This is a genomic window from Streptomyces atroolivaceus, from assembly GCF_000717025.1.
Taxonomy (GTDB): domain Bacteria; phylum Actinomycetota; class Actinomycetes; order Streptomycetales; family Streptomycetaceae; genus Streptomyces; species Streptomyces atroolivaceus.
In genome coordinates this window covers 208805-228756 of record NZ_JNXG01000004.1, presented here as the reverse complement: position 1 = coordinate 228756, position 19952 = coordinate 208805, and the positions used below count along the sequence as shown (strand labels likewise).

Genomic DNA, 19952 nt, shown 5'->3' with positions numbered 1-19952 from the left:
GGACCTTCACGTGAATATCCGCTCCCTCTCCCGAGGCGACGGCGTGGTGATCGGAGCAGCGGTCGTGCTGTTCATCGCCTCTTTCCTCGACCTCTCCGGCTACGACTGCCCCTCGGGCGTGGACTGCTCGGGCTACAGCGCGAACGCCTGGGACTCGCTTTCCGTCCTGATGGGCATCTACCTGGCCGGCATCATCGGCGCCGCGCTGCTGATCGTCAGCCGTGTGATGCCGGGCCGCAAGGTCGCCGGTTTCGAACTCGCCCAGTTCGGCGCCGCGTTCACCGTGTACTCGCTGTGGACCATGTTCTGGACGATCATCGACGCCGGTGACGCCGGCGCCGGCCTGATCCTCGGACTGCTGGCGGCCCTCGTGCTGGCCGGCGGCGCCGTGGCCACTCCGCTGGTTCCCGCGCTCAAGGCCCCGCTCATGGGCGCTCCGCGTCCGGCGCAGGCCGTCCAGCCGGCCTACGGTCAGCAGCCCGGCCAGGGCTACGGCTACCCCGGTGGCCAGCAGTTCGGCGCGCAGCCCGGCCAGCCCCAGCCGTACGGTGCCCAGCCCGGCCAGCCCGGTCCCGGCCGGCCGGAGCACCAGCAGCAGGCCGCCCAGCAGGCTCCGCAGGGGGGTGGGGCGCCGGCCGGTGACTTCACTCCGTTCTGGTTCGCGGTGCCGGTGGCCCGTCCGCTCTACGGCGAGGACGGCGCGCCCAACCCGATCGCCGAGCTCGCGCCCGGTACCTGGTACCTCGCGGTAGAGCAGCGTGGTCCCGGGCTCATCGCCCAGACGCAGGACGGCCGTCGTGGCGTCCTCCAGGACACCACGGGCATCCAGCGCGGCTGAGCCCGCGCACACGAGTGGCCCCCGTCCGGAAGGGCGGGGGCCACTGTCGTTCTCGCGTCCGGGGGAAGACCTCAGCCGAAGGACGACCTCTCCAGCCAGAAGTCGAGGAGCCCCCGGTCCCCCAGGACCTCGAGTCCGCCCTCGTCCGGCTTCTGCCTGCGGTTGAAGGCCAGCATCAGTTCGGTCAGCGGGCCCCGGAGCGCCACGGTCGCCTTCTCGTGCGCGTGGCGCCAGGTGAAGCCGTCCTCACCGAATTCGATCAGCCACTCCGCTCCCGGCACGTCCGTGGCGTGCAGGTGCAAGGACCGTCCGCCTCCGCGCAGTTCGGCTGCTTCCGGGTCGCCCTGCGCCTGGGCGAAGGCGACGATCTGCAGCCATTCGGTGATCGTGTCGGCGGCCAGGCCGGGTGCCACGTCGTACGCCGTCCCCGTGGCCAGGGCCGCGTCCGCCCGGTGGACGGCGGTCTCGTGGGCCATGCGCCGGGCCCAGAAGGCGGCCCGGCGTTCCCACGCCCAGGTCCACACCTCGGTGTCGGGGCCCGCCGCGCGCAGGGCGTCCACGGTCGCGGCGGCGCCTGCGGTCAGCCATCCCACCAGAGCAGCCGCGTCCTCGCCGGCCGGGCCCTCGATGCCCGGCACCTGGTCCTCGGGGAGCTCTTCGGCCGCCCGGCCGCGGACCATCTCCCCTGCCCAGCGGTGCGCGCCGCCGACGTGGACGACGAGTTCGCGCAGGTTCCAGCCGGGGCAGCTGGGGACCCTCCGGGTCAGGTCCGCTCCCTCGACCAGCGCGCCCAACCGGTCGGTCTGGGCGAGTATTTCGTCGCAGTAGCGCGCGTGCGCGAGGAGGGTCATCCCCGCACCCTATGCGGCGTACGAGGGTCTGCTCAGCGGTTTCTCTCCGCCCGGTGGTGGGGGGCTCAGGCTCCGGTGGGCCGGTACTCACCGCCGGGCTCGCCCGTGCGGCGACGGGCCCGACCCGGCGCACACCGTACGGGTTTCACTCACGGCAAAGCGGCAATCCGGAGAGCATGTCTCCCAGAACAGGCACAGGAAGCAGTACCGCTGCACGCGTCATAGCCGTCGTCGCGGACATCATGGCATTCATCATCATTCTGTGGATCCTGATGTACCTGCTCGACGCCAACCGGGGCAACGACCTGGTTCAGTGGGTCCAGGACTCGGCACACTGGCTGGCCGGCTGGTCGTACGACCTGTTCACCTTCGATGAAGCGTGGGCGCGCGTCGTCACCGGCTACGGTCTGGCCGCAGTCGTCTATCTGTTCGTCGGTCACGCCGTCGCGGGCCGGCTCCGCCGCCACTAGGGCCTGACCGAGCCGGCTAGTGGGCCGGTTCCTCACGGCAGCAGTCCGGCTCCAGCCCGGTCGGCAGCCGTTCGCCGCTGAAGACCGCGGTGGTCGCCTCGTCCCCACCGAGCGCGGCCACCGCGAGCAGCAGTGAGCCGGCCGTCCAGGTGGTGAGTTCCTCCGGCCATACGGCCCGCTCGCCCTCGAAGACGTATCCCGTCCAGTAGAGGCCGCCCTCGGCCCGCAGGTGCTGGATGGACTGCAGGATCTCCAGGGCGCGGTCCGACTCGCCCGTCACCCAGAGCGCCAGGGCCAGTTCGCAGCTCTCGCCGCCCGTGACCCAGGGATTGGGGAGCACACAGCGCACGCCGAGGCCGGGGACCACGAAGCTGTCCCAGCCCTCCTCGATGCGCCGCGTCGCCGCGGCCCCGGTGACCGCGCCGCCGAGAACCGGGTAGTACCAGTCCATCGAGTAACGGCTCTTGTCCAGGAAGTGCTCCGGGTGGCTGCGGATCGCGTGGCCGAGCGCACCGGCCGCCAGCTCCCAGTCCGGCTGGGCCTCCTCCCGCTGCTCCGCCAGCGCCAGCGCGCAGCGCAGCGCCTGGTACACGGAGGAGGAGCCGGTCAGCAGGGCGTCGGTGACGGGGGTGCCGTCGGCCTCGCGCTTCCAGCCGATCTGGCCGCCGGGCTGCTGGAGGCCGAGCACGAATTCGATCGCGGCGTAGACGGTCGGCCACATCCGGTCGACGAACGCGTCGTCACCGGTGGCGAGGTAGTGGTGCCAGACGCCGACTGCCACGTAGGCGCAGAAGTTGGTCTCGCGACCCAGGTCGGTCGGGCGGCCGGGGTCTCCGTCGTGGTAGGCGGCGTACCAGGAGCCGTCCTCGTTCTGGTGGCGGGCCAGCCACGCGTAGGCGCGGGCGGCTGCCTCGTGCTCACCGGCCGCGTCCAGTGCCATCGCGGCCTCGGTGTGGTCCCACGGGTCGAGGTGGTGGCCGCGGAACCAGGGCAGTGCCCCGTCCTCGCACTGCACGGCGAGCAGGGCGGCCACGGTCTCGGCGGCCTGTTCGGCGGTGAGGACGCCCGGCAGGACGAGGTGTTCGGTCTGCTCCGGCGTGCTCACGCCTCGGCCTTCGGCAGGTGGGGCTTGGTCGCGTAGGCCACGAAGCTCTTGCCGACGACCGGGTTGAGCAGCTGCTCGGCGACGCGGGTGGCCAGGGGCTTCTTCATGATGTCCCAGACCAGCAGCTTGTGGTAGGCGCGCACGGGCAGCGCCTTGTCGTTGTCGACGCCGAAGGCGCACTTGAGCCACCAGTAGGGGCTGTGCAGGGCGTGCGCGTGGTGGGTGCCGTAGGGCTTGAGCCCGGCTTCCCGGATCCTGCCGAGGAGTTCGTCGGCCTTGTAGATGCGGATGTGGCCGCCCTCGACCTCGTGGTACGCGTCGGAGAGGGTCCAGCAGACCTTCTCGGGGCCGTACCGGGGCACGGTGATCGCGATACGGCCGCCCGGCTTCAGCACCCGGACCATCTCCGCGAGCACTCCCTTGTCGTCGGGGATGTGCTCCATCACCTCGGAGATGATCACGACGTCGAAGGACGCGTCGGGGAACGGCAGGTTGAGCGCGTCGCCCTCCATCGCGGTGGCCGTCGCGCCCGCGGGTGCCTCGCCCGCCTCCTTCATCGCGGCGAACCACTTCGCGACCTCGCGGATCTCCTCGCCGTTCTGGTCGAGGGCCACCACCTGGGCGCCCCGCCGGTAGCACTCGAAGGCGTGCCGGCCGGCGCCGCAGCCCAGATCGAGCACCCGGTCGCCGGCGGCGAGCGGGAAGCGGGTGAAGTCGACGGTCAGCACGGGGGCCTGCCTTCGAGGTCGGAGGTACGGATTCCGGGAGCCACGGGGGCGCTCACCTGCGGGCTCCCCGGGCTGCGATCGACTGACGGTACAGCTCGACGGTGCCGACGGCGGCCTTGGCCCAGGTGAAGTTGGCCAGTACCCGGGCGCGGCCGGCCTCGCCGAGGCGGGCACGGAGTTCACGGTCGCCGAGGAGCCGGCCGAGAGCGGCGGCCAGCGCCCCCGCGTCGCCGGGCGGCACGGCGAGACAGGTCTCCCCGTCGGGTCCGGCGACCTCCGGGATGGCGCCGCCCGTGGTGGCGACCAGCGGGGTCCCGGTGGCCATGGCCTCGGCGGCGGGCAGCGAGAAGCCCTCGTACAGCGACGGGACGCACGACACCTGCGCGCTGCGGACCAGGTCGACGAGTTCGGCGTCGCTGATGCCCTTGACGAACTCGACGGCGTCCTGGAGTCCGTAGCGCTCGATGGCCTGGGCGACGGGGCCGCGCTCGGCCCGCTTGCCGACGACCACGAGGTGCGCCGCCGGGTTCTCGGTGCGGAGCTTGGCGAGGGCCTCCACGAGGTGGACGAGGCCCTTGAGCGGGACGTCGGCACTGGAGGTGGTGACTATCCGGCCGGGGATCTCGGCCACGGAGGGGTCCGGCGACCAGAGGCCGGTGTCCGCCCCGATGTGCACGACCTGGATTCGGTCCCGGCGCACCCCGAGGTGCTCGGTGATCTCCTGCTGCGACGAGCCGGAGACGGTGAGGACGGACGGCAGGCGGCGGGCGACGCGCTTCTGCATGCGGGTGAAGCCGTACCAGCGGCGCACGGAGAGCCTGCGGCGCGCCGACTCCGCCGCGTCCAGGTCCAGCCGGCGGTCGACGGTGATCGGGTGGTGGATCGTGGTGACGAGGGGGGCGCCGAGATCCCCGAGCAGGCCGTAACCGAGCGTCTGGTTGTCGTGCACGACGTCGAAGTCGCCCCGCCTGGCGAGGAGATGACGCCGTGCCCGCAGGCTGAAGGTGAGCGGCTCGGGGAAGCCGCCGGTCCACATGGTGGCGACCTCGGCGAGGTCGATCCAGTCGCGGTACTCACCGCGTCCCGGCGTGCGGAACGGGTCGGGCTGGCGGTAGAGGTCGAGGCTCGGCAGCTCGGTGAGCGGGACGCCCTCGTCGAGTACGGGGTAGGGCTGGGCGCCGATCACCTCCACGCTGTGGCCCAGCCGGGCCAGCTCGCGGCCGAGGTGGCGGACGTAGACGCCCTGGCCGCCGCAGAAGGGGTTGCCCTTGTAGGTCAGGAGCGCGATGCGCAACGGCCGGTCACCGTCGGTGCCCGACGCACTGCCGCCCGCGAAGGGGCCCGACTCTATGGCCTCAGCGGTCACACTCGGCCCCCTTCTCACTGCGTTTTCGCCGGAGCGTAACCGGTCGCGCTAATCTAGAACAAGTTTCAGACTCGTTCGTTCAATCCGCACCGAATCTACCGGCAGGTAGCGTCGGCGTGACGGCCGGATCAGGTGATTCGCGCCACGACGGACGCCCTGGCAGGCTGTGCGCGCCCGGAGAGCGGCGCCCGGCCGGACAGGGAACCGGTTCTCCCTTTGTGAATGGGGACACATGACAGCGGAAGCCAGGCCGGCAGCGGCTCCCCTGACGGAACGCCAGGAGGCCCGTCGCCGCAGCATCCTGCGGGCCGGTGCCCAGCTCGCCGGGCGTGGTGGTTTCGAGGCCGTCCAGATGCGCGAGGTCGCGGACGCCGCCGGGGTCGCCCTGGGCACGCTGTACCGCTACTTCCCGTCCAAGGTCCATCTGCTGGTCGCGATCATGCAGGACCAGCTCCAGCACCTGCACATCACGCTCCGGAGGCGCCCGCCCGCCGGGGACGACGCCGCCCGGCGGGTGTCCGAGACCCTGATGCGGGCCTTCCGGGCGCTCCAGAGCGATCCCCATCTGGCGGACGCCATGGTGCGTGCACTGACCTTCGCCGACCGGGGTGTGAGCCCCGAGGTGGACGCCGTCTCCCGGCTGACCACGGCGATCGTCCTGGACGCGATGGGAGTGGAGGAGCCCACGCAGGAGCAGCTGTCCGTGGTCCGCGTCATCGAGCACACCTGGCACTCGGCGCTGATCACCTGGCTGTCGGGGCGGGAGTCGATCGCCCAGGTGAAGCGCGACATCGAGACGGTGTGCGGGCTGATCGACCTTCCGGCGGACAGGCGCTGAGACCTGCCCGTGTGCGGTGCCCGCACCGGCACCCGACCGTGGCCGGGTCCGGCCCCGCGTGCGGGTGGGCCCGGTCCACTCCCCCGAGCTCAGCCCTCCCGGCCGCCCGACAGCAGGTGGAGCCGCAGCGCCAGCTGGAGCTCCAGCGCGCGGTCGGGCTCGTTCCAGTCGCGGCCCAGCAGCACCTGGATACGGTCGAGTCGCTGCACCACGGTGTTCACATGCACGTGCAGCTCGTCCTTGGCCCGGATCAGGCTGCCGCCCGCGCCGAAGTAGGCGCGCAGCGTCCGTACGAGATGGGTGCCGCGCCGTTCGTCGTACCGCAGGAGCGGGCCCAGGGCGGCGGTCACGAAGCCGTCCACGTCCTTCGCGTTGCCCAGGACGACGCCCAGGAAGCCGAGTTCGTCGACGCAGGCCCCCTCGCCCTCACGGCCCAGCACCCGCATGGCCCGCAGGCAGCGAGCGGCCTCCGCGTAGGCGGCGGCGAGTTCGCGGGCGCCGGCCGCCGGTCCCGTGGCGGCGACGGTGACGGGCGCCTGGACGAGGTGGCCGAGCTGCGCGGCGGCCGCACGTGCGGCGGCGCCCGCGGGCGCGCCCGCGTCGTCGCAGTCGATCAGCAGCACGACGGTGCCCGCGTGTTCGGCGCTCACCCCGTGGATGTCCCCGCCGAACAGATACCGCATCGCGGCGCCGCCCAGCTTCTCCCTGGCCGCCGCCTCCGCCACCAGCAGCAGGTGCGGCCGGTCCAGGTCGATGCCGAGCCTCCGGCCCCGCTCGGCCAGCCCGGCCGGATCACGCTCCGGGTCGCCGAGCAGGTCGCTGATCAGCTCGCCCCGTATCCGGTTCTCGGTCTCGGCGACGGTGCGGCGCAGCAGCAGGAGGAGCCCGGTGACGACGGCGGCGCGTTCGAAGAGCCGCCGGTCGGAGTCGTCGAGCCGGTCCGGCCGGTGCAGCACCAGGCCGGCGAGGAGCTCCTGGCCGGCGAGCACCGCGCAGATCCACCGCCCGTCGCGGTGCACGGCGCGCGCCCCGTGACGGGACTCCTCGGCGGTGCCGGCGAGCCAGTCGGCATCGATGCTGTCGGCGGCGCGTCCGGTGCCGTCGGGCCGTACGGCCGCCAGCGGGCGCCCACCGGGGTCGTGGATGGTCAGGGGGCTGTCGAGCAGCCCGGCGACGGACACCGCGACGTCCTTCACGTCGCCGCCGCGCAGCACCAGGTCGGTGAGCTGGTCGTGGGCCTCCTCCGCGCGCCGCATGGCGGCCGAGTGGGCGCGTACGGCGGCGTTGGCCTCGGCCAGTTCCGCGTTCGCGCCGGCGAGTTCCGCGAGGGCGGTCCGGGTGTCGTCCAGCGCCCGGGCGGTGTCGATCGCGATGGCGGCGTGCGCGGCGAGCGAGCAGAGCAGGGCCACCTCGTCGGGGCTGAAGACCCGCGCGGCACGGTCGGCGGCGAAGAGGACCCCGATGACCTTGCCCGTGCCGCCCCGGCTGGAGCCGAGCAGCAGGGGTACGCCCAGGATCGCCACCAGCCCTTCGTCCAGCACACCGGCGTTGATGTTGCGGGTGTGCCGGAAGCGGTCGTCCGTGCGGTAGTCGGGGGTCGCGTACGGGCTCGCGGTCTGCGCCACCAGGCCGCCGAGCCCTTCGCCCAGTTCGAGCCGGAGCCGCTGGAACAGCACGGACACCGACCCGTCCGTCACCCGCATGTAGGTGTCCCCGGCCTCTTCGTCGGGGAGCGTGAGATAGGCGGTGTCGGTGCCGAGCAGCATCCTGGCGCGCCGCACGATCGCCTTCAGCACGTCGTCCAGGTCCCGGGAGGCCGCCAGGTCGCCGGCCGTGTCGAAGAGGGCGGTGAGCTGGAGTTCCCTGCGCCGGTGCTGGCGCAGGGCGCCCCTGATCCGCAGGGCGGTGGCGGCCGCCCGCTCCACCTCGGCCAGTTCGGCCGCGGGCACGCCCGCGGTCCTGGCCGCCGAGGTGACGGCGCCCAGTTCCTCGGCGGGTGCGTCGTCGGCCAGCAGGTCGAGGAGGTGGGCCAGGAGGGGTGTGGCGGAGGGGGGCGGTTCAGACATGGGCGGCCATCGTTCTTCCGGGCTCCGGGGGTGGTCGGGACGTCAGTTGGCGGTCCAGCCGCCGTCCATCGTGAGGGAGCTGCCCGTGATGTGCGCCGTGCCTGGCCCGCACAGCCACAGGACGGCACCGGCGACGTCACCGGGCTCGATCAGTGACTTGAGGGCGCTGCGTTCCAGCAGCACCCGGCCCACCACCTCCTGCTCGGAGATGCCGTGGCTGCGTGCCTGGTCGGCGATCTGGTCCTCGACCAGGGGCGTGCGGACGTAGCCGGGGCTGACGCAGTTGCTCGTGACGCCGTGCGGCGCCGCTTCGAGTGCGACCACTTTGCTGAGCCCCTCCAGTGCGTGCTTGGCCGAGACGTAGGCCGACTTGTAGGGACTGGCGCGCAGCCCGTGTACGGACGAGATGTTGACGACGCGGCCCCAGCCGCGTTCGTACATGCCGGGGAGTGTGCGGCGCAAGATGCGGAACGGTGCTTCCACCATCACGCGGTGGACCAGCGCGAAGCGGTCCGGCGGGAACTCGTGGACGGGCGCCACGTGCTGCAGCCCCGCGTTGTTGACCACGATGTCCGCGTCGGCGGGCAGTCCGTCCACCGCCTCCGCCACGGAGAGGTCGGCCACCCAGGCGGTTCCGCCGATCCGGTCGGCCAGGCTCCTGGCGGCGTCGCCCGACTTGTCCACGACGTGCACGTGGGCTCCCGCGGCGGCGAGTGCCTCCGCGCAGGCCAGTCCGATGCCGCTCGCGGCCCCGGTGACCAGGGCGGTGCGTCCGGCGAGTGCGGAGGGGGCGGGGGGACCGTGCTGAGGGGTCCGGGAAGTCTGCATGGGCGTCACCGTAAGGACGTCGCCGTCCGCATCACATGGGGCCGGTGCACACACCCCGGTGCGGCCGCATGGTGGCGGCGTACGTGGTGCCTGCCGCTGGGCGTGGCGTGCGGCCGGGGGCCCGGACCGCACGCGAGAGCCTCACGGCGACGAGATACGCGCATGTGGCGGCCGGCCGTACACCTCGGGCGGCCACGCCTACGCGAAGGGTTCGGCGCAGGACATGGGGCTGTACAACGTGTTCGTCACCCACACCCTCCGGGAGGCGCCGGCGGGCCACTTCGTGCTCGCCGGCTCCGGCTGTCAGGCCGGGTCCTCGTAGGTGCTCCTGATCCTCCCGGGCAGCCGGCAGCCGTCCTCGACGGCGGTGAGGGACACGGTCTGCCCCGCGCCCTTGACGGCGTGGTGCCGGGCGTACAGCTTCCAGCCCCGCTTGGCGAGGGTGCGGTAGGTGACGTCCCGCTCGGCGTGGCTGGAGACGATCTCCCAGTCGTGCTGCCGCAACCGCAGCACGGTTCCCTCGAACGCGCCGGCGGCCCCCGCCGCCGGCGCGTCGCCCGTCCAGGGCACGACGCACTTACGCCATTCGCCCTCCGGCAGGTCTGCCGTGGAGGTGTCGCCCTCAGGCAGCCCCCCGGCACGGGCGAAGCCGGCTATCTCGTCGGCGACCGTCTGCGTGGTGAACGGCGGGGCGGGCTCCCGGGAGGAGGGGGCCGGAGCGCCCTCACTCTCCCCGACGAGGCCGCAGGCCGATGTCACCGTCATGAGTCCTGCCGCCACGGCGGAGAAGGCCGCCGCCCTTCGTCTGCGCACTGCTGTTTCCCACCCGGTCGTCCTTCCCGCACGGGCCCGCGCCCGTGTGACCCCCGCCGGAGTTTCGCACGGGCTCTGAACTGCTGGGAAGACCTCTCGCCCGCGCACGGCGGCTGTCCGCCCGGAGGGGTCCGGGAGGGCCCCGGTAGAGTGGGCGGGTCGTCATCATGCCCGTACAGGGGGAAGCCGGTGCGAATCCGGCGCCGACCCGGCCCCTGAGCGCTCGGCTCAGTCCGAGCGAGCGGGGGAAATGCCATTCGAGAGGCCCAGCCCGCCATGTCCGTACGCCGCCGCGCGGCAGCGCTCGCGATCACCGCCGTGCTCTGTGGAGCGGCCGCCCCGGTGGCGGTCGCAGCGCCGAGTCCGTCCCCGTCCCCCTCGGCCCCCGGCCTCCCGGCGGGGCTGTACGGCACCAAGGACCCGACGTACGACGGTGTGTGGCGCCAGTCGCTGGCCTTCCTCGCGCAGAAGATCGAGCTGGTCACCCCCGCCGCGCAGTCGGTGGACTGGCTCGTCGGCCAGCAGTGCGACAGCGGCGCCTTCCCCTCGTACCGCGACGCCTCCGAGCCCTGCGACGCCATGACGGTCGCGGACACCAACGCCACGGCGGCGGCGGTCCAGGCCCTGGTCGAGCTCGGTGTGCACCGTGAGGTCGTGGACAACGGGGTCGCCTGGCTGAAGTCCGTGCAGAACGCGGACGGCGGCTGGGGTTACAACCCGGGCAGCCCGAGCGACGCCAACTCCACCGGCGTCGTGACCGGGGCCCTGGCCCGGGCGGGCGTGCCGCTCGCCGAGGTCACCAAGGCGGGTGGGAAGACCCCGTACACGGCGCTTCAGACCTTCGCGCTGCCCTGCGGGGGCGAGGACGGCGGGGCGTTCGCCTACCAGCCGGACAAGAAGGGCGTGCTCACCGCCAACGCGGACGCCACGGCGGCCGCGGTGCTCGGCGCGATGGGCAAGGGCTTGGCCGCGGGCAACTACAACGCGGTGAAGGCCCCCGTCTGCCACAAGGGCACCGGCCTCACCCCCGAGCAGTCCGCGCAGAACGGCGCCTTCCACCTGGCGAAGGCGCTCGGTGGGACGGGGCACCTGGATCTGCCGCCGATGCCGGGCGCCGAGGAGTCCGCGCCGCAGCCGGACTTCGGGAACACGGCGGACGCGGTCGTGGCGCTGGCCGCGTCCGGCCACAAGGACAAGGCGGCCGGAGCGGTCGCGTACCTGGAGAAGCACGCACAGGGCTGGGCGAAGGAGGGCGGCCCCGCCGCCACCGCCCAGCTGGTGCTCGCCGCCCACGCGACCGGCGCGGACGCCCGTGACTTCGGCGGCGTCGACCTCGTCCGGCAGCTCAACGCGACGGGCCCGGCGCCCGCCGCCACCGCCGTGCCCTCGCCGACCGCGACGGCACCTTCCAAGCCCGCGGACACGAGCAGCGACGACGAGGGGCTCGGCCTCTGGTGGATCATCGGCATCGGTCTCGCCTTCGGTGCGGGCATCGGCTTCCTGCTCAGCGGACGCCGGAAGAACCAGCAGCTGTGAGCCGCCCGCTGGGCAGGGCGGTGCTGCTTCTTCTCGTCGGCGCCGTGCTGGCCGTGCTGGGCACCGGGAGCGCGCAGGCAGCCGGCTACCGCTACTGGTCGTTCTGGGAGAGCGACGGCGGGAAGGGCTGGACGTACGCCACCCAGGGGCCTTCCGTGGTCCGGCCGGACGACGGCGCGGTGCAGGGGTTCCGCTTCTCGGTGAGCGACGACTCCCAGGACTCGGCGCAGCCACGACGCGCGCCGGACTTCGGGGCCGTCTGCGCGGCCACCCCGGCGAAGGGCGGCCTCAAGCGGATCGCACTGGTCATCGACCCGGGTACGGCGGCCGACGCGCCGGAGGGCGAGAAGCCGCCACCGCTGCGCACCGCCTGTGCCCGGGTGGCGCCGGACGCGAGCACGGCGGAGGCCCTCGCCGCGGTGGCGAAGCCGCTGCGGTACGACACCTCCGCGATGCTCTGCGCGATCACGGGCTATCCGCGGTCGGGCTGTGGCGAACAGACCGGGGGCGACTCCGGCGCCACGGACTCCGGCGGTCCGGCCACGGCCTCCTCGGCCGACGAGCGCGACCCCGACGGTGCCTCCGGAGGCGGCGGCCCGTCGGCCGGTGTGCTCACCGGCGTCGGGGCGGTGCTCGTCCTGGGCGTCGCCGCTGTGCTGCAGGCCCGCCGCCGCCGATGACCCGCTCGACCGGTGCGGCCCGGCTCCGCCCTGCCCTGCGCGCCCCCGAGGCCACCCGCGGCAACGCGCTGCCGGCCGGCGCCTGGTGGCTGTGGGCACTCGGGCTGGCGACCGCCGCGTCCCGTACCACCAACCCCCTGCTGCTCGGGCTGCTGGTAGGAGTGGCGGGCTATGTGGTGGCGGCGCGGCGCACCGACGCGCCGTGGGCGCGTTCGTACGGGGCGTTCATCAGGATCGGGCTCTTCGTCATCGCCGTCCGGCTCGTCTTCTCCGTCTTCCTCGGCTCCCCCGTCCCCGGTACGCACCCCTTGTTCACGCTGCCCGAGGTGCCGCTGCCCGACTGGGCCCAGGGGGTCAGGATCGGCGGCCGCGTCACGGCGGAGCAACTGGTCTTCGCGCTGTACGACGGGGCCAAGCTGGCCACGCTGCTGATCTGCGTCGGTGCGGCGAACTCGCTGGCCAACCCGGCCCGGCTGCTGAAGTCCCTGCCCGGCGCCCTGTACGAGGTGGGGGTCGCCGTCGTCGTCGCGATGACGTTCGCGCCGAACATGGTCGCCGACGTGGCGCGGCTGCGGACGGCCCGCAGGCTGCGCGGCCGTCCGACCGGCGGGATCGGGGCGGTGCTCCAGATCGGGCTGCCGGTGCTGGAGGGCGCGCTGGAGCGCTCGGTGGCCGTCGCCGCGTCGATGGACGCGCGGGGGTACGGGCGCACCGCGCAGGTCCCGCCCGCCGTCCGCCGCACCACGCACGTGCTGACGCTCGGCGGCCTGCTGGGCGTGTGCGCGGGGACGTACGGGCTGCTGGCCGCGCAGGGCGCCGTACACGGACTGCCGCTGCTGCTGGTGGGGCTGGCCGCGGCGATGGCCGGCCTCGGACTCGGCGGGCGCCGCTCGGTCCGTACCCGCTACCGGCCGGACCGCTGGGGCGTACGCGCCTGGCTCGTCGCGGCCTCGGGCGTGGCCGTCGCGGCGGCGATGATCTGGGCGGGGGCCACCGACCCGGACGCCCTGCGCCCCGGCGTCGTCCCTCTGACGGCTCCCGTCCTGCCGCTGTGGCCGGCCGCCGCCGTGCTGGTCGGGCTGCTGCCCGCCGCGGTGGCGCCGGTGCCCTCTTCCCCCTCGGACTCCAAGGAGCTCGCATGATCCGGTTCGAGCAGGTCTCGGTGCGGTACGAGGGCGTCGGGCGCCCCACCCTGTCCGGGATCGATCTCACGGTCCCCGAGGGCGAACTGGTGCTGGTCGTCGGTCCGTCCGGTGTCGGCAAGTCGACTCTGCTGGGCGCGGTGTCCGGTCTCGTGCCGCACTTCACCGGCGGGACGCTGACCGGCCGGGTCACGGTCGGCGGCCGTGACACCCGGACCCACAAGCCGCGTGAGCTCGCCGATCTGGTGGGCACGGTGGGCCAGGATCCGCTCGCCCACTTCGTGACGGACACCGTCGAGGACGAGCTGGCGTACGGGATGGAGTCGCTGGGCCTCGCCCCGGACGTGATGCGGCGCCGGGTCGAGGAGACGCTGGATCTGCTGGGGCTCGCCGAGCTGCGGGACCGGCCGATCGCCACGCTCTCCGGGGGCCAGCGGCAGCGGGTCGCGATCGGCTCGGTCCTCACCCCTCATCCGAAGGTCCTGGTCCTGGACGAGCCGACGTCCGCCCTGGACCCGGCCGCGGCCGAGGACGTGCTGGCGGTGCTCCAGCGGCTGGTGCACGACCTGGGGACGACGGTCCTGATGGCCGAGCACCGCCTGGAACGTGTCGTGCAGTACGCGGACCAGGTCCTCCTGCTGCCCGCGCCCGGCGCCGCCCCCGTGATGGGTGCGCCAGCGGACGTCATGGCGCTCTCGCCCGTCCGGCCGCCGGTGGTGGCACTGGGCCGGCTGGTGGGCTGGGACCCGCTGCCGCTGTCGGTGCGCGACGCCCGGCGCCGGGCGGTGGACCTGCGGGAACGGCTGGCCGACGTGGAACCCCCGGCGCGCGAGGCCCCGGCGGACGCCGTGGTGGCCCCGCTCCCCGCTCCGGCTGCCGCCCGCCCCGGCTTCCTGGGCCGGCTGCTGGGCCGTCGGCCGGCCCCGGCACCCGAACGGCCTCCGGTCCTCGACGCCGCCGTCCGGATCGAGGGACTCGGAGTGCGGCACGGGCGGGTCCAGGCGCTGCGCGGGGTGACCCTGTCCGTCGCACCCGGTGAGACCGTGGCACTGATGGGGCGCAACGGCGCCGGCAAGTCGACGCTGCTGACGACCCTCGTCGGGATGACCGGACCGACCACGGGATCCGTCCTCGTCGGCGGTCTGCACCCGTCCCGCACCCCGCCCCGCGACATGGTGCGCCGGGTCGGGCTCGTCCCGCAGGAGCCCCGTGACCTGCTGTACGCGGACACGGTGGGCGCGGAGTGCGCCGCGGCCGACTCCGACGCGGGCGCGCCGGCGGGCAGCTGCCGGGCGCTGGTCTCCGAGCTGCTGCCCGGGGTGCCCGACGACGTCCACCCCCGTGACCTGTCGGAGGGTCAGCGGCTCGCGCTGGCCCTCGCCCTGGTGCTCACCGCCCGGCCCCCGCTGCTCCTCCTGGACGAGCCGACGCGCGGCCTGGACTACGCGGCGAAGGCGCGGCTCGTCGGCGTGCTGCGCCGGCTGGCGGGTGCGGGGCACGCCATCATCCTGGCCACGCACGATGTGGAGCTGGCTGCGGAGCTGGCCCACCGGGTGGTGATCCTGGCCGACGGTGAGGTCGTGGCCGACGGCCCGACCCGGGAGGTCGTGGTCTCCTCCCCCGCGTTCGCCCCGCAGACCGCCAAGATCCTCGCCCCGCGGCAGTGGCTGACCGTGGGGCAGGTGCGCACGGCGCTGGAGGCGTCCGCCCCGGGGGGGCCCGCCGCATGACCGGCTCCCGTTCCGCCCGCCCGGTGCGCATCGGCCCGCGTGCCGCCGCCGCGCTCGTCCTGGTCAGTGCGATCGGGGTGATGGCCTTCGGCTGGCCGTTGCTGGCGGGCGGTGGCTCCGGTGTCACCACCCATTCCGAGGGCGCGCCGTGGCTGTTCGCCGCGCTGCTCGTCCTGCTCGTCGGCGTGGTCGTCGCGACGGTCGCGGACGGCGGCCTGGACGCGAAGTCGGTCGCGATGCTCGGCGTCCTCGCCGCGGTGGGCGCCGCGCTGCGCCCTCTGGGTGCGGGGACCGCGGGCCTGGAGCCCATGTTCTTCCTGATGGTGCTGAGCGGCCGGGTCCTGGGGCCCGGCTTCGCCTTCGTGCTCGGCTCGGTGACGATGTTCGCCTCCGCCCTGCTCACCGGAGGGGTGGGGCCGTGGATGCCCTTCCAGATGCTGTCGATGAGCTGGTTCACGATGGGCGCGGGCCTGCTGCCCGGTCCGGAGCGGCTGCGCGGCCGGGGCGAGGTGCTGATGCTCGCGGCGTACGGATGCGTGGCTGCGTTCGCGTACGGCACGGCGATGAACCTGCAGGGCTGGACGCTCGTGGGAGGGCTCGGCACCGGGATCTCCTTCGCCGAGGGCGCCCCGCTGCACGAGAACCTCGTCCGCTTCCTCGCGTACTGCCTCGCCACCTCGCTCGGCTGGGACCTGGGCCGCGCGGTCCTGACCGTTGTGCTGACCCTGACCCTCGGCCCCACGCTGCTGCGGGCGCTGCGCCGGGCCACGCGCCGCGCCGCGTTCGACGCCCGAGCCTCCTTCGACGCCGGCAATTCCCTCGACGACCGGAATCCCTCCGACGCCCGGACCTCCTCCGAGGCCCGGGCGGACTGATCATTCGGCCAGCGCGTGCTGCGCTGCGAGCCTGACGGGGGCGTTCCGGGCGCCGTATCCGTCGTATCCGCCGCTGCGCTCGACCAGTTCGAAGAAGACGCGGCCGGTCGTCACGGTGTAGCAGTGCCGGAACTCCCCCTTCTCGTCACGGTCGTAGAGAATGCCCAGGTCCCGGTAGGTCTCCAGCTCGCCCGGGGCGAACTCGTGGTGCGCGGCCAGGTCGTCGTAGTAGTTGGGCGGAACCGGCAGCATCCGGGCGCCGGCCGCGAGGGCGCGGCGGACCGTGGTGACGAGGTCGTCGGTGACCAGCGCCACGTGCTGGGGCCTGCCCCCGCGGGCGGGGTCCTCCGTCGGGGACGCCCCCACCCCTAGGGCGATGCGCACGGTGCCGTCCTCGTTGCTGGCGGCGCGGCTGCGGAGCAGGCCGTAGGGGTCGGCGAGGTCCACGCTCGCGTGCGGGCGGAGGCCGAGCACGCCGCGGTGGAAGAGGGTCGCCTCGTCGAAGTGGTGCCAGGGCTGGGTCAGGGCGACATGGTCGACACGGGTGATCCCGATGGGGGCGGGGGTGTGCGGGGCGGGCGCGAAGTCACCGGTCCACCCGGCGCGGACGGGGCTGCCGGCGAATCCGGAGCTGTCGGTGGCCTCGCCCTCGGACGGGGCAGGGCGGCCGGTGACGCAGAAGAAGAACTCGGTGCCGTCGGGCGCGGCCACCGCGTCCAGCGGGGCGTCGCCCGGGGCGCGGCGCCGGGGCAGGACGGGCGCGAGCAGCGACTCGGCCCGTGCCGATGCCCCCGCCGGGTCGGGGCTCTCCAGGCCCACCGCGGTGAGTGAGGGTTCCGGCCGGTGGCTTCCGGTGTCGGTGTTGAGCAGGATGCGGGCCTCGCCCTGTTCCCAGAGGTCCACCGGTTTGCCCGCGTGCCTGGCCGTACGCGAGAAGCCCAGCGCGGTCAGCAGGGGTGCGATCCTGGCGGTGTCGGCCGTGGCGATCTCGACAAAGGCGAATCCGGTGGGGACGACCGGTGCCGGAGGCGCGGTCAGTCCCGCCGACTCGTGGAGAAGCGTCAGCGAGCGCCGGGCGTCGACCGCGGTGCGGCCCGCGTCCGCCTGGCGGAAGACGTCGTTGAACACCTCCAGCGAGAGGGGCCCGTCGTATCCGGCACGGACCGCCGCCCGCACGAGCCCGGCGACGTCGAGGTCGCCCTGGCCGGGGAAGCAGCGGTGGTGGCGGCTCCACTGCAGCACGTCCAGGGCCATCTGCGGGGCGTCGGCGAGCTGCAGGAAGAAGATCTTGTCACCCGGGATGGACTCGATCCCGGTCACGTCCGATCCCCTGGCCAGGATGTGGAAGCTGTCCAGGCAGACCCCGAGTGCGGGATGGTCCGCGGCCTCGACGATGCGCCAGGCGTGCTCGTAGGTGCTGACGTGGCGGCCCCAAGCCAGCGCCTCGTACGCGACCCGGACACCGGCCTCCTGCGCGAGGTCCGCGAGCCGGCGCAGCTGCTCGGCGGCGAGGTCGTCGTCGTCGACGGCGTACGGCGACACGCTGGAGCAGACCAGGACGGTGTCGGCGCCGAGCCGCCGCATCAGCCGGAACTTGTGCTCGGCGCGCCGCAGATTGCGGGCGAACTCGTCGGCGGGCACGGCCTCGATGTCGCGCATCGGCTGGAAGAGATCGATCGTCAGGCCGAGATCCGCGGCCCGTTCCCCGATCTCCTCCGGGCTCAGCGGACTCCCGATCAGGTCGTTCTCGAAGATCTCGACGCCGTCGAAGCCCGCGCGCGCTGCCGCGGCGAGCTTCTCGGTGAGCGTTCCGCTGAGCGAGACGGTGGCGATGGACGTACGCATGTCGGTCCTCCTGCGGGCATCGGTGCGGCTTCGGTGCCGCGGTGTGGCTTTCAGGGCGACGTGAGATCGGTGATGTCGGCCAGCATGCGGGCGGTGTCGGGTTCGCGGCCGGTGAAGAGGCGGAAGGAGTCGGCGGCCTGGAAGGCGGCCATGCCTCCGCCGTCCAGCGTCCGGCAGCCCAGGGCGCGGGCGGTGCGGACGAGGGTGGTCTCCAGCGGCCGGTAGACGACCTCGGCGACCCACAGCCCGGGGTGCAGCAGGCCGGCGGGGAGCGGGAGCCCGGGGTGTGCCGCCATGCCGATGGGTGTGGCGTTGACCAGGCCGTCGGCGTCCGCCGTCCGTGCCGCGATGTCCAGGAGGTCCGCGGCGGCGGCCCGGCCGGGGCCGAAGTGGTGGTTCAGGGACGCGGCGAGGGACGCCGCCCGGTCGGGCAGGGCGTCCAGCACGGTGAGCCGGGCGGCGCCCAGGGCGAGGAGGGCGTGGGCGACGGCGGCTCCCGCACCGCCCGCTCCCAGCTGCACGACCCGGTCCAGCGGCGCGTCGGGCAGCCCGCGGGCGAAGGAGGCGGCGAAGCCGGTCGCGTCGGTGTTGTGGCCGATCGCGCGGCCGCCCTCGAAGACCACCGTGTTCACCGCGCCGAGCGCCTCGGCCTGCGGCGAGAGCTCGTCGAGGTGGGTGAGGACCTGCTGCTTGCAGGGATGGGTGACGTTGAGGCCGTCGTATCCCATGTCGCGTGCGGAGCGGACCAGTTCGCCGGTCTTCTCCGGCGGGACCCCGAGCGTGCCGATGTCGATGAGGCGGTAGAGGTAGCGCAGGCCCTGCCGGTCCGCCTCGCGCTCGTGGAGGGCCGGGCTGAGCGAGGGGCCGATGCCGGAGCCGATGAGGCCGACGAGATAGGAGTCCGGGCTCACCGGTTGTCCTCCAGGAGCTGGGCGAGGTGGGTGAGCGCCAGGGCGTATCCGTGGGCACCCGCCCCGCAGATGACGGTGTCGGCGACGGCCGAGACGTGACTGTGGTGGCGGAAGGCCTCCCGCCGGTGGATGTTCGAGAGGTGGACCTCCACGACGGGCAGCTCCACGGCGGCGAGCGCGTCCCGGACGGCGACCGAGGTGTGGCTGTAACCGGCGGGGTTGATCACGATGCCCCGGTGCGCGGTGCGGGCCTCGTGGATGGCGTCGATGAGCACACCCTCGTGGTTGCTCTGCCGGCAGTCGGCGCGGAGCCCGTGGGCCGCGGCGGTGCTCCGGCAGAGCTCGTCGACGTCCGCCAGAGTGTGTGTGCCGTACACCTCGGGCTCGCGCAGGCCGAGCAGACTGAGGTTCGGCCCGTTCAGCACGAGCACGGGGACGCCTGTCGGCGGGACCGGGGGGTTCGGCATCGCTCACTCCCGTTGATGCGGCGTTTAATGTACGGACTGGTTAGTTAGTCATACCGAAAGACGGCCGCTCTGGGAAGGGCCCGGGCCGAAACCGCTGCCCGGGGCACCGGCTCTAGAATCGCGAGCACGCACCGCCTGCCGCGAAGGATCGGGATGACCAGCACCGAAGGACCCGCCCAGCCCGCCGTGCGCACCCGTGACGCGGCGCGCACCAAGGCCGAGATCCTCACCGTGGCGACCCGCGAGTTCGCCCGCCTCGGCTACGCGGGTGCCCGGGTCGACGAGATCGCCGCCCGCACCCGCACCACGAAGCGGATGATCTACTACTACTTCGGCGGGAAGGAGCAGCTGTTCACCGCCGTCCTGGAGCGCGCGTACTCCAGGATCCGGGAGGCGGAACAGCTGCTGGACGTCGAGCACCTGGACCCCGTGGCGGCGGTCCGCCGGCTGGCCGAGGTGACCTTCGACCACCACGAGGAGCACCCGGACTTCATCCGCCTGGTCAGCATCGAGAACATCCACGAGGCCGAACACATCGCGGCCTCGGCCGAGTTGAGCCGTATCAGCTCCCCGGCCATCGAGGTGCTGCGGCGCATCCTCGACACGGGGCGCGCGTCGGGGCTCTTCACGGCGGACGTCGACGCCGTGGATCTGCACGCGATGATCAGCTCGTTCTGCTTCTTCCGCATCGCCAACAGACACACCTTCGGCGCGCTCTTCGGCCGCGACCTGGTGGACGCCGGGAGGCGCGAGCACTACCGGACCATGCTGGGCGACATGATCATCGCGTACCTCACGGCCGACCGGGCCGCCTAGAGGGCCGGGCGGGGCGGGCGGCCGGGCGGGCGGCCGGGCGGGTGGGC

General features: G+C 73.6%; 19 protein-coding genes. 9 read left to right on the top strand and 10 right to left on the bottom strand.

Annotated features, from left to right (window positions below):
• Positions 1-10 precede the first annotated feature (10 nt).
• A complete protein-coding gene (locus OO67_RS12620) occupies positions 11-838 on the top strand; it encodes a DUF5336 domain-containing protein (RefSeq protein WP_033299799.1) in 828 nt (275 codons plus the stop codon).
• A gap of 71 nt (positions 839-909) precedes the next feature.
• Here the strand turns inward: OO67_RS12620 and OO67_RS12615 are convergent, their stop codons facing one another.
• On the bottom strand, positions 910-1689 hold the full coding sequence (locus OO67_RS12615; RefSeq protein ID WP_033299798.1) for a maleylpyruvate isomerase family mycothiol-dependent enzyme: 780 nt from the start codon (positions 1687-1689) through the stop codon (positions 910-912).
• Positions 1690-1865: 176 nt separating this feature from the next.
• On the opposite strand from OO67_RS12615, the gene OO67_RS12610 reads away from it, so the two are divergent.
• Positions 1866-2159 carry a hypothetical protein gene (locus OO67_RS12610; RefSeq protein WP_051709317.1) on the top strand — a complete coding sequence of 98 codons (294 nt, stop codon included), beginning with the start codon at positions 1866-1868 and terminating at the stop codon, positions 2157-2159.
• A 16-nt stretch (positions 2160-2175) separates the two neighbouring features.
• Here the strand turns inward: OO67_RS12610 and OO67_RS12605 are convergent, their stop codons facing one another.
• The 3 genes from OO67_RS12605 to OO67_RS12595 are packed head-to-tail and all read right to left on the bottom strand — an operon-like array spanning position 2176 to position 5358.
• Complete coding sequence (locus OO67_RS12605; RefSeq protein WP_033299796.1) at positions 2176-3264, bottom strand: glucosidase family protein; 1089 nt, start codon at positions 3262-3264, stop codon at positions 2176-2178.
• On the bottom strand, positions 3261-3992 hold the full coding sequence (locus OO67_RS12600; protein ID WP_033299793.1) for a class I SAM-dependent methyltransferase: 732 nt from the start codon (positions 3990-3992) through the stop codon (positions 3261-3263). Before OO67_RS12600 ends, OO67_RS12605 begins: the two co-directional genes overlap by 4 nt.
• A 52-nt stretch (positions 3993-4044) precedes the next feature.
• Positions 4045-5358, bottom strand: coding sequence for a glycosyltransferase family 4 protein (locus OO67_RS12595; RefSeq protein WP_033299792.1), 1314 nt, complete (start codon positions 5356-5358; stop codon positions 4045-4047).
• Between the two features lie 232 nt (positions 5359-5590).
• On the opposite strand from OO67_RS12595, the gene OO67_RS12590 reads away from it, so the two are divergent.
• Positions 5591-6196 (top strand): TetR family transcriptional regulator, encoded by a 606-nt coding sequence (locus OO67_RS12590; protein WP_033299791.1) that lies wholly within the window; start codon positions 5591-5593, stop codon positions 6194-6196.
• An 89-nt stretch (positions 6197-6285) separates the two neighbouring features.
• Here the strand turns inward: OO67_RS12590 and OO67_RS12585 are convergent, their stop codons facing one another.
• The 3 genes from OO67_RS12585 to OO67_RS12575 form a co-directional block, all read right to left on the bottom strand.
• Positions 6286-8262 carry a helix-turn-helix domain-containing protein gene (locus tag OO67_RS12585; RefSeq protein WP_033299789.1) on the bottom strand — a complete coding sequence of 659 codons (1977 nt, stop codon included), beginning with the start codon at positions 8260-8262 and terminating at the stop codon, positions 6286-6288.
• Positions 8263-8304: 42 nt separating this feature from the next.
• Positions 8305-9090, bottom strand: coding sequence for a 3-hydroxybutyrate dehydrogenase (locus OO67_RS12580; RefSeq protein ID WP_033299788.1), 786 nt, complete (start codon positions 9088-9090; stop codon positions 8305-8307).
• A 303-nt stretch (positions 9091-9393) separates the two neighbouring features.
• Positions 9394-9855 (bottom strand): hypothetical protein, encoded by a 462-nt coding sequence (locus OO67_RS12575; RefSeq protein WP_033299786.1) that lies wholly within the window; start codon positions 9853-9855, stop codon positions 9394-9396.
• Positions 9856-10179: 324 nt separating this feature from the next.
• Between OO67_RS12575 and OO67_RS12570 the strand changes: the two genes are divergently transcribed.
• The 5 genes from OO67_RS12570 to OO67_RS12550 are packed head-to-tail and all read left to right on the top strand — an operon-like array spanning position 10180 to position 15866.
• Complete coding sequence (locus OO67_RS12570) at positions 10180-11439, top strand: SCO2321 family membrane protein (RefSeq protein WP_033299784.1); 1260 nt, start codon at positions 10180-10182, stop codon at positions 11437-11439.
• Positions 11436-12119 (top strand): SCO2322 family protein, encoded by a 684-nt coding sequence (locus OO67_RS12565; protein WP_033299782.1) that lies wholly within the window; start codon positions 11436-11438, stop codon positions 12117-12119. The genes OO67_RS12570 and OO67_RS12565 overlap by 4 nt, the downstream gene beginning before the upstream one ends.
• Positions 12116-13261, top strand: a complete 1146-nt coding sequence (locus OO67_RS12560) for a cobalt ABC transporter permease (protein ID WP_033299781.1) — start codon at positions 12116-12118, stop codon at positions 13259-13261. Before OO67_RS12565 ends, OO67_RS12560 begins: the two co-directional genes overlap by 4 nt.
• The gene (locus OO67_RS12555; protein WP_033299779.1) at positions 13258-14991 is read left to right on the top strand and encodes an ABC transporter ATP-binding protein; all 1734 of its coding nucleotides are present in this window, start codon (positions 13258-13260) and stop codon (positions 14989-14991) included. Before OO67_RS12560 ends, OO67_RS12555 begins: the two co-directional genes overlap by 4 nt.
• Positions 14988-15866, top strand: a complete 879-nt coding sequence (locus OO67_RS12550) for an ECF transporter S component (protein ID WP_051709314.1) — start codon at positions 14988-14990, stop codon at positions 15864-15866. The genes OO67_RS12555 and OO67_RS12550 overlap by 4 nt, the downstream gene beginning before the upstream one ends.
• On the opposite strand, the gene OO67_RS12545 is transcribed toward OO67_RS12550, so the two are convergent.
• Genes OO67_RS12545 through aroQ form a run of 3 tightly spaced genes read right to left on the bottom strand, consistent with a single transcriptional unit; the run spans position 15867 to position 19089 of the window.
• Complete coding sequence (locus tag OO67_RS12545) at positions 15867-17711, bottom strand: bifunctional sugar phosphate isomerase/epimerase/4-hydroxyphenylpyruvate dioxygenase family protein (RefSeq protein WP_033299778.1); 1845 nt, start codon at positions 17709-17711, stop codon at positions 15867-15869. It abuts the gene before it with no gap.
• A 50-nt stretch (positions 17712-17761) separates the two neighbouring features.
• Complete coding sequence (locus OO67_RS12540; protein ID WP_033299777.1) at positions 17762-18622, bottom strand: shikimate dehydrogenase; 861 nt, start codon at positions 18620-18622, stop codon at positions 17762-17764.
• The gene (gene aroQ / locus OO67_RS12535; RefSeq protein ID WP_033299776.1) at positions 18619-19089 is read right to left on the bottom strand and encodes a type II 3-dehydroquinate dehydratase; all 471 of its coding nucleotides are present in this window, start codon (positions 19087-19089) and stop codon (positions 18619-18621) included. Before aroQ ends, OO67_RS12540 begins: the two co-directional genes overlap by 4 nt.
• A gap of 153 nt (positions 19090-19242) precedes the next feature.
• On the opposite strand from aroQ, the gene OO67_RS12530 reads away from it, so the two are divergent.
• The gene (locus OO67_RS12530; protein ID WP_033299775.1) at positions 19243-19905 is read left to right on the top strand and encodes a TetR/AcrR family transcriptional regulator; all 663 of its coding nucleotides are present in this window, start codon (positions 19243-19245) and stop codon (positions 19903-19905) included.
• Positions 19906-19952 lie beyond the last annotated feature (47 nt).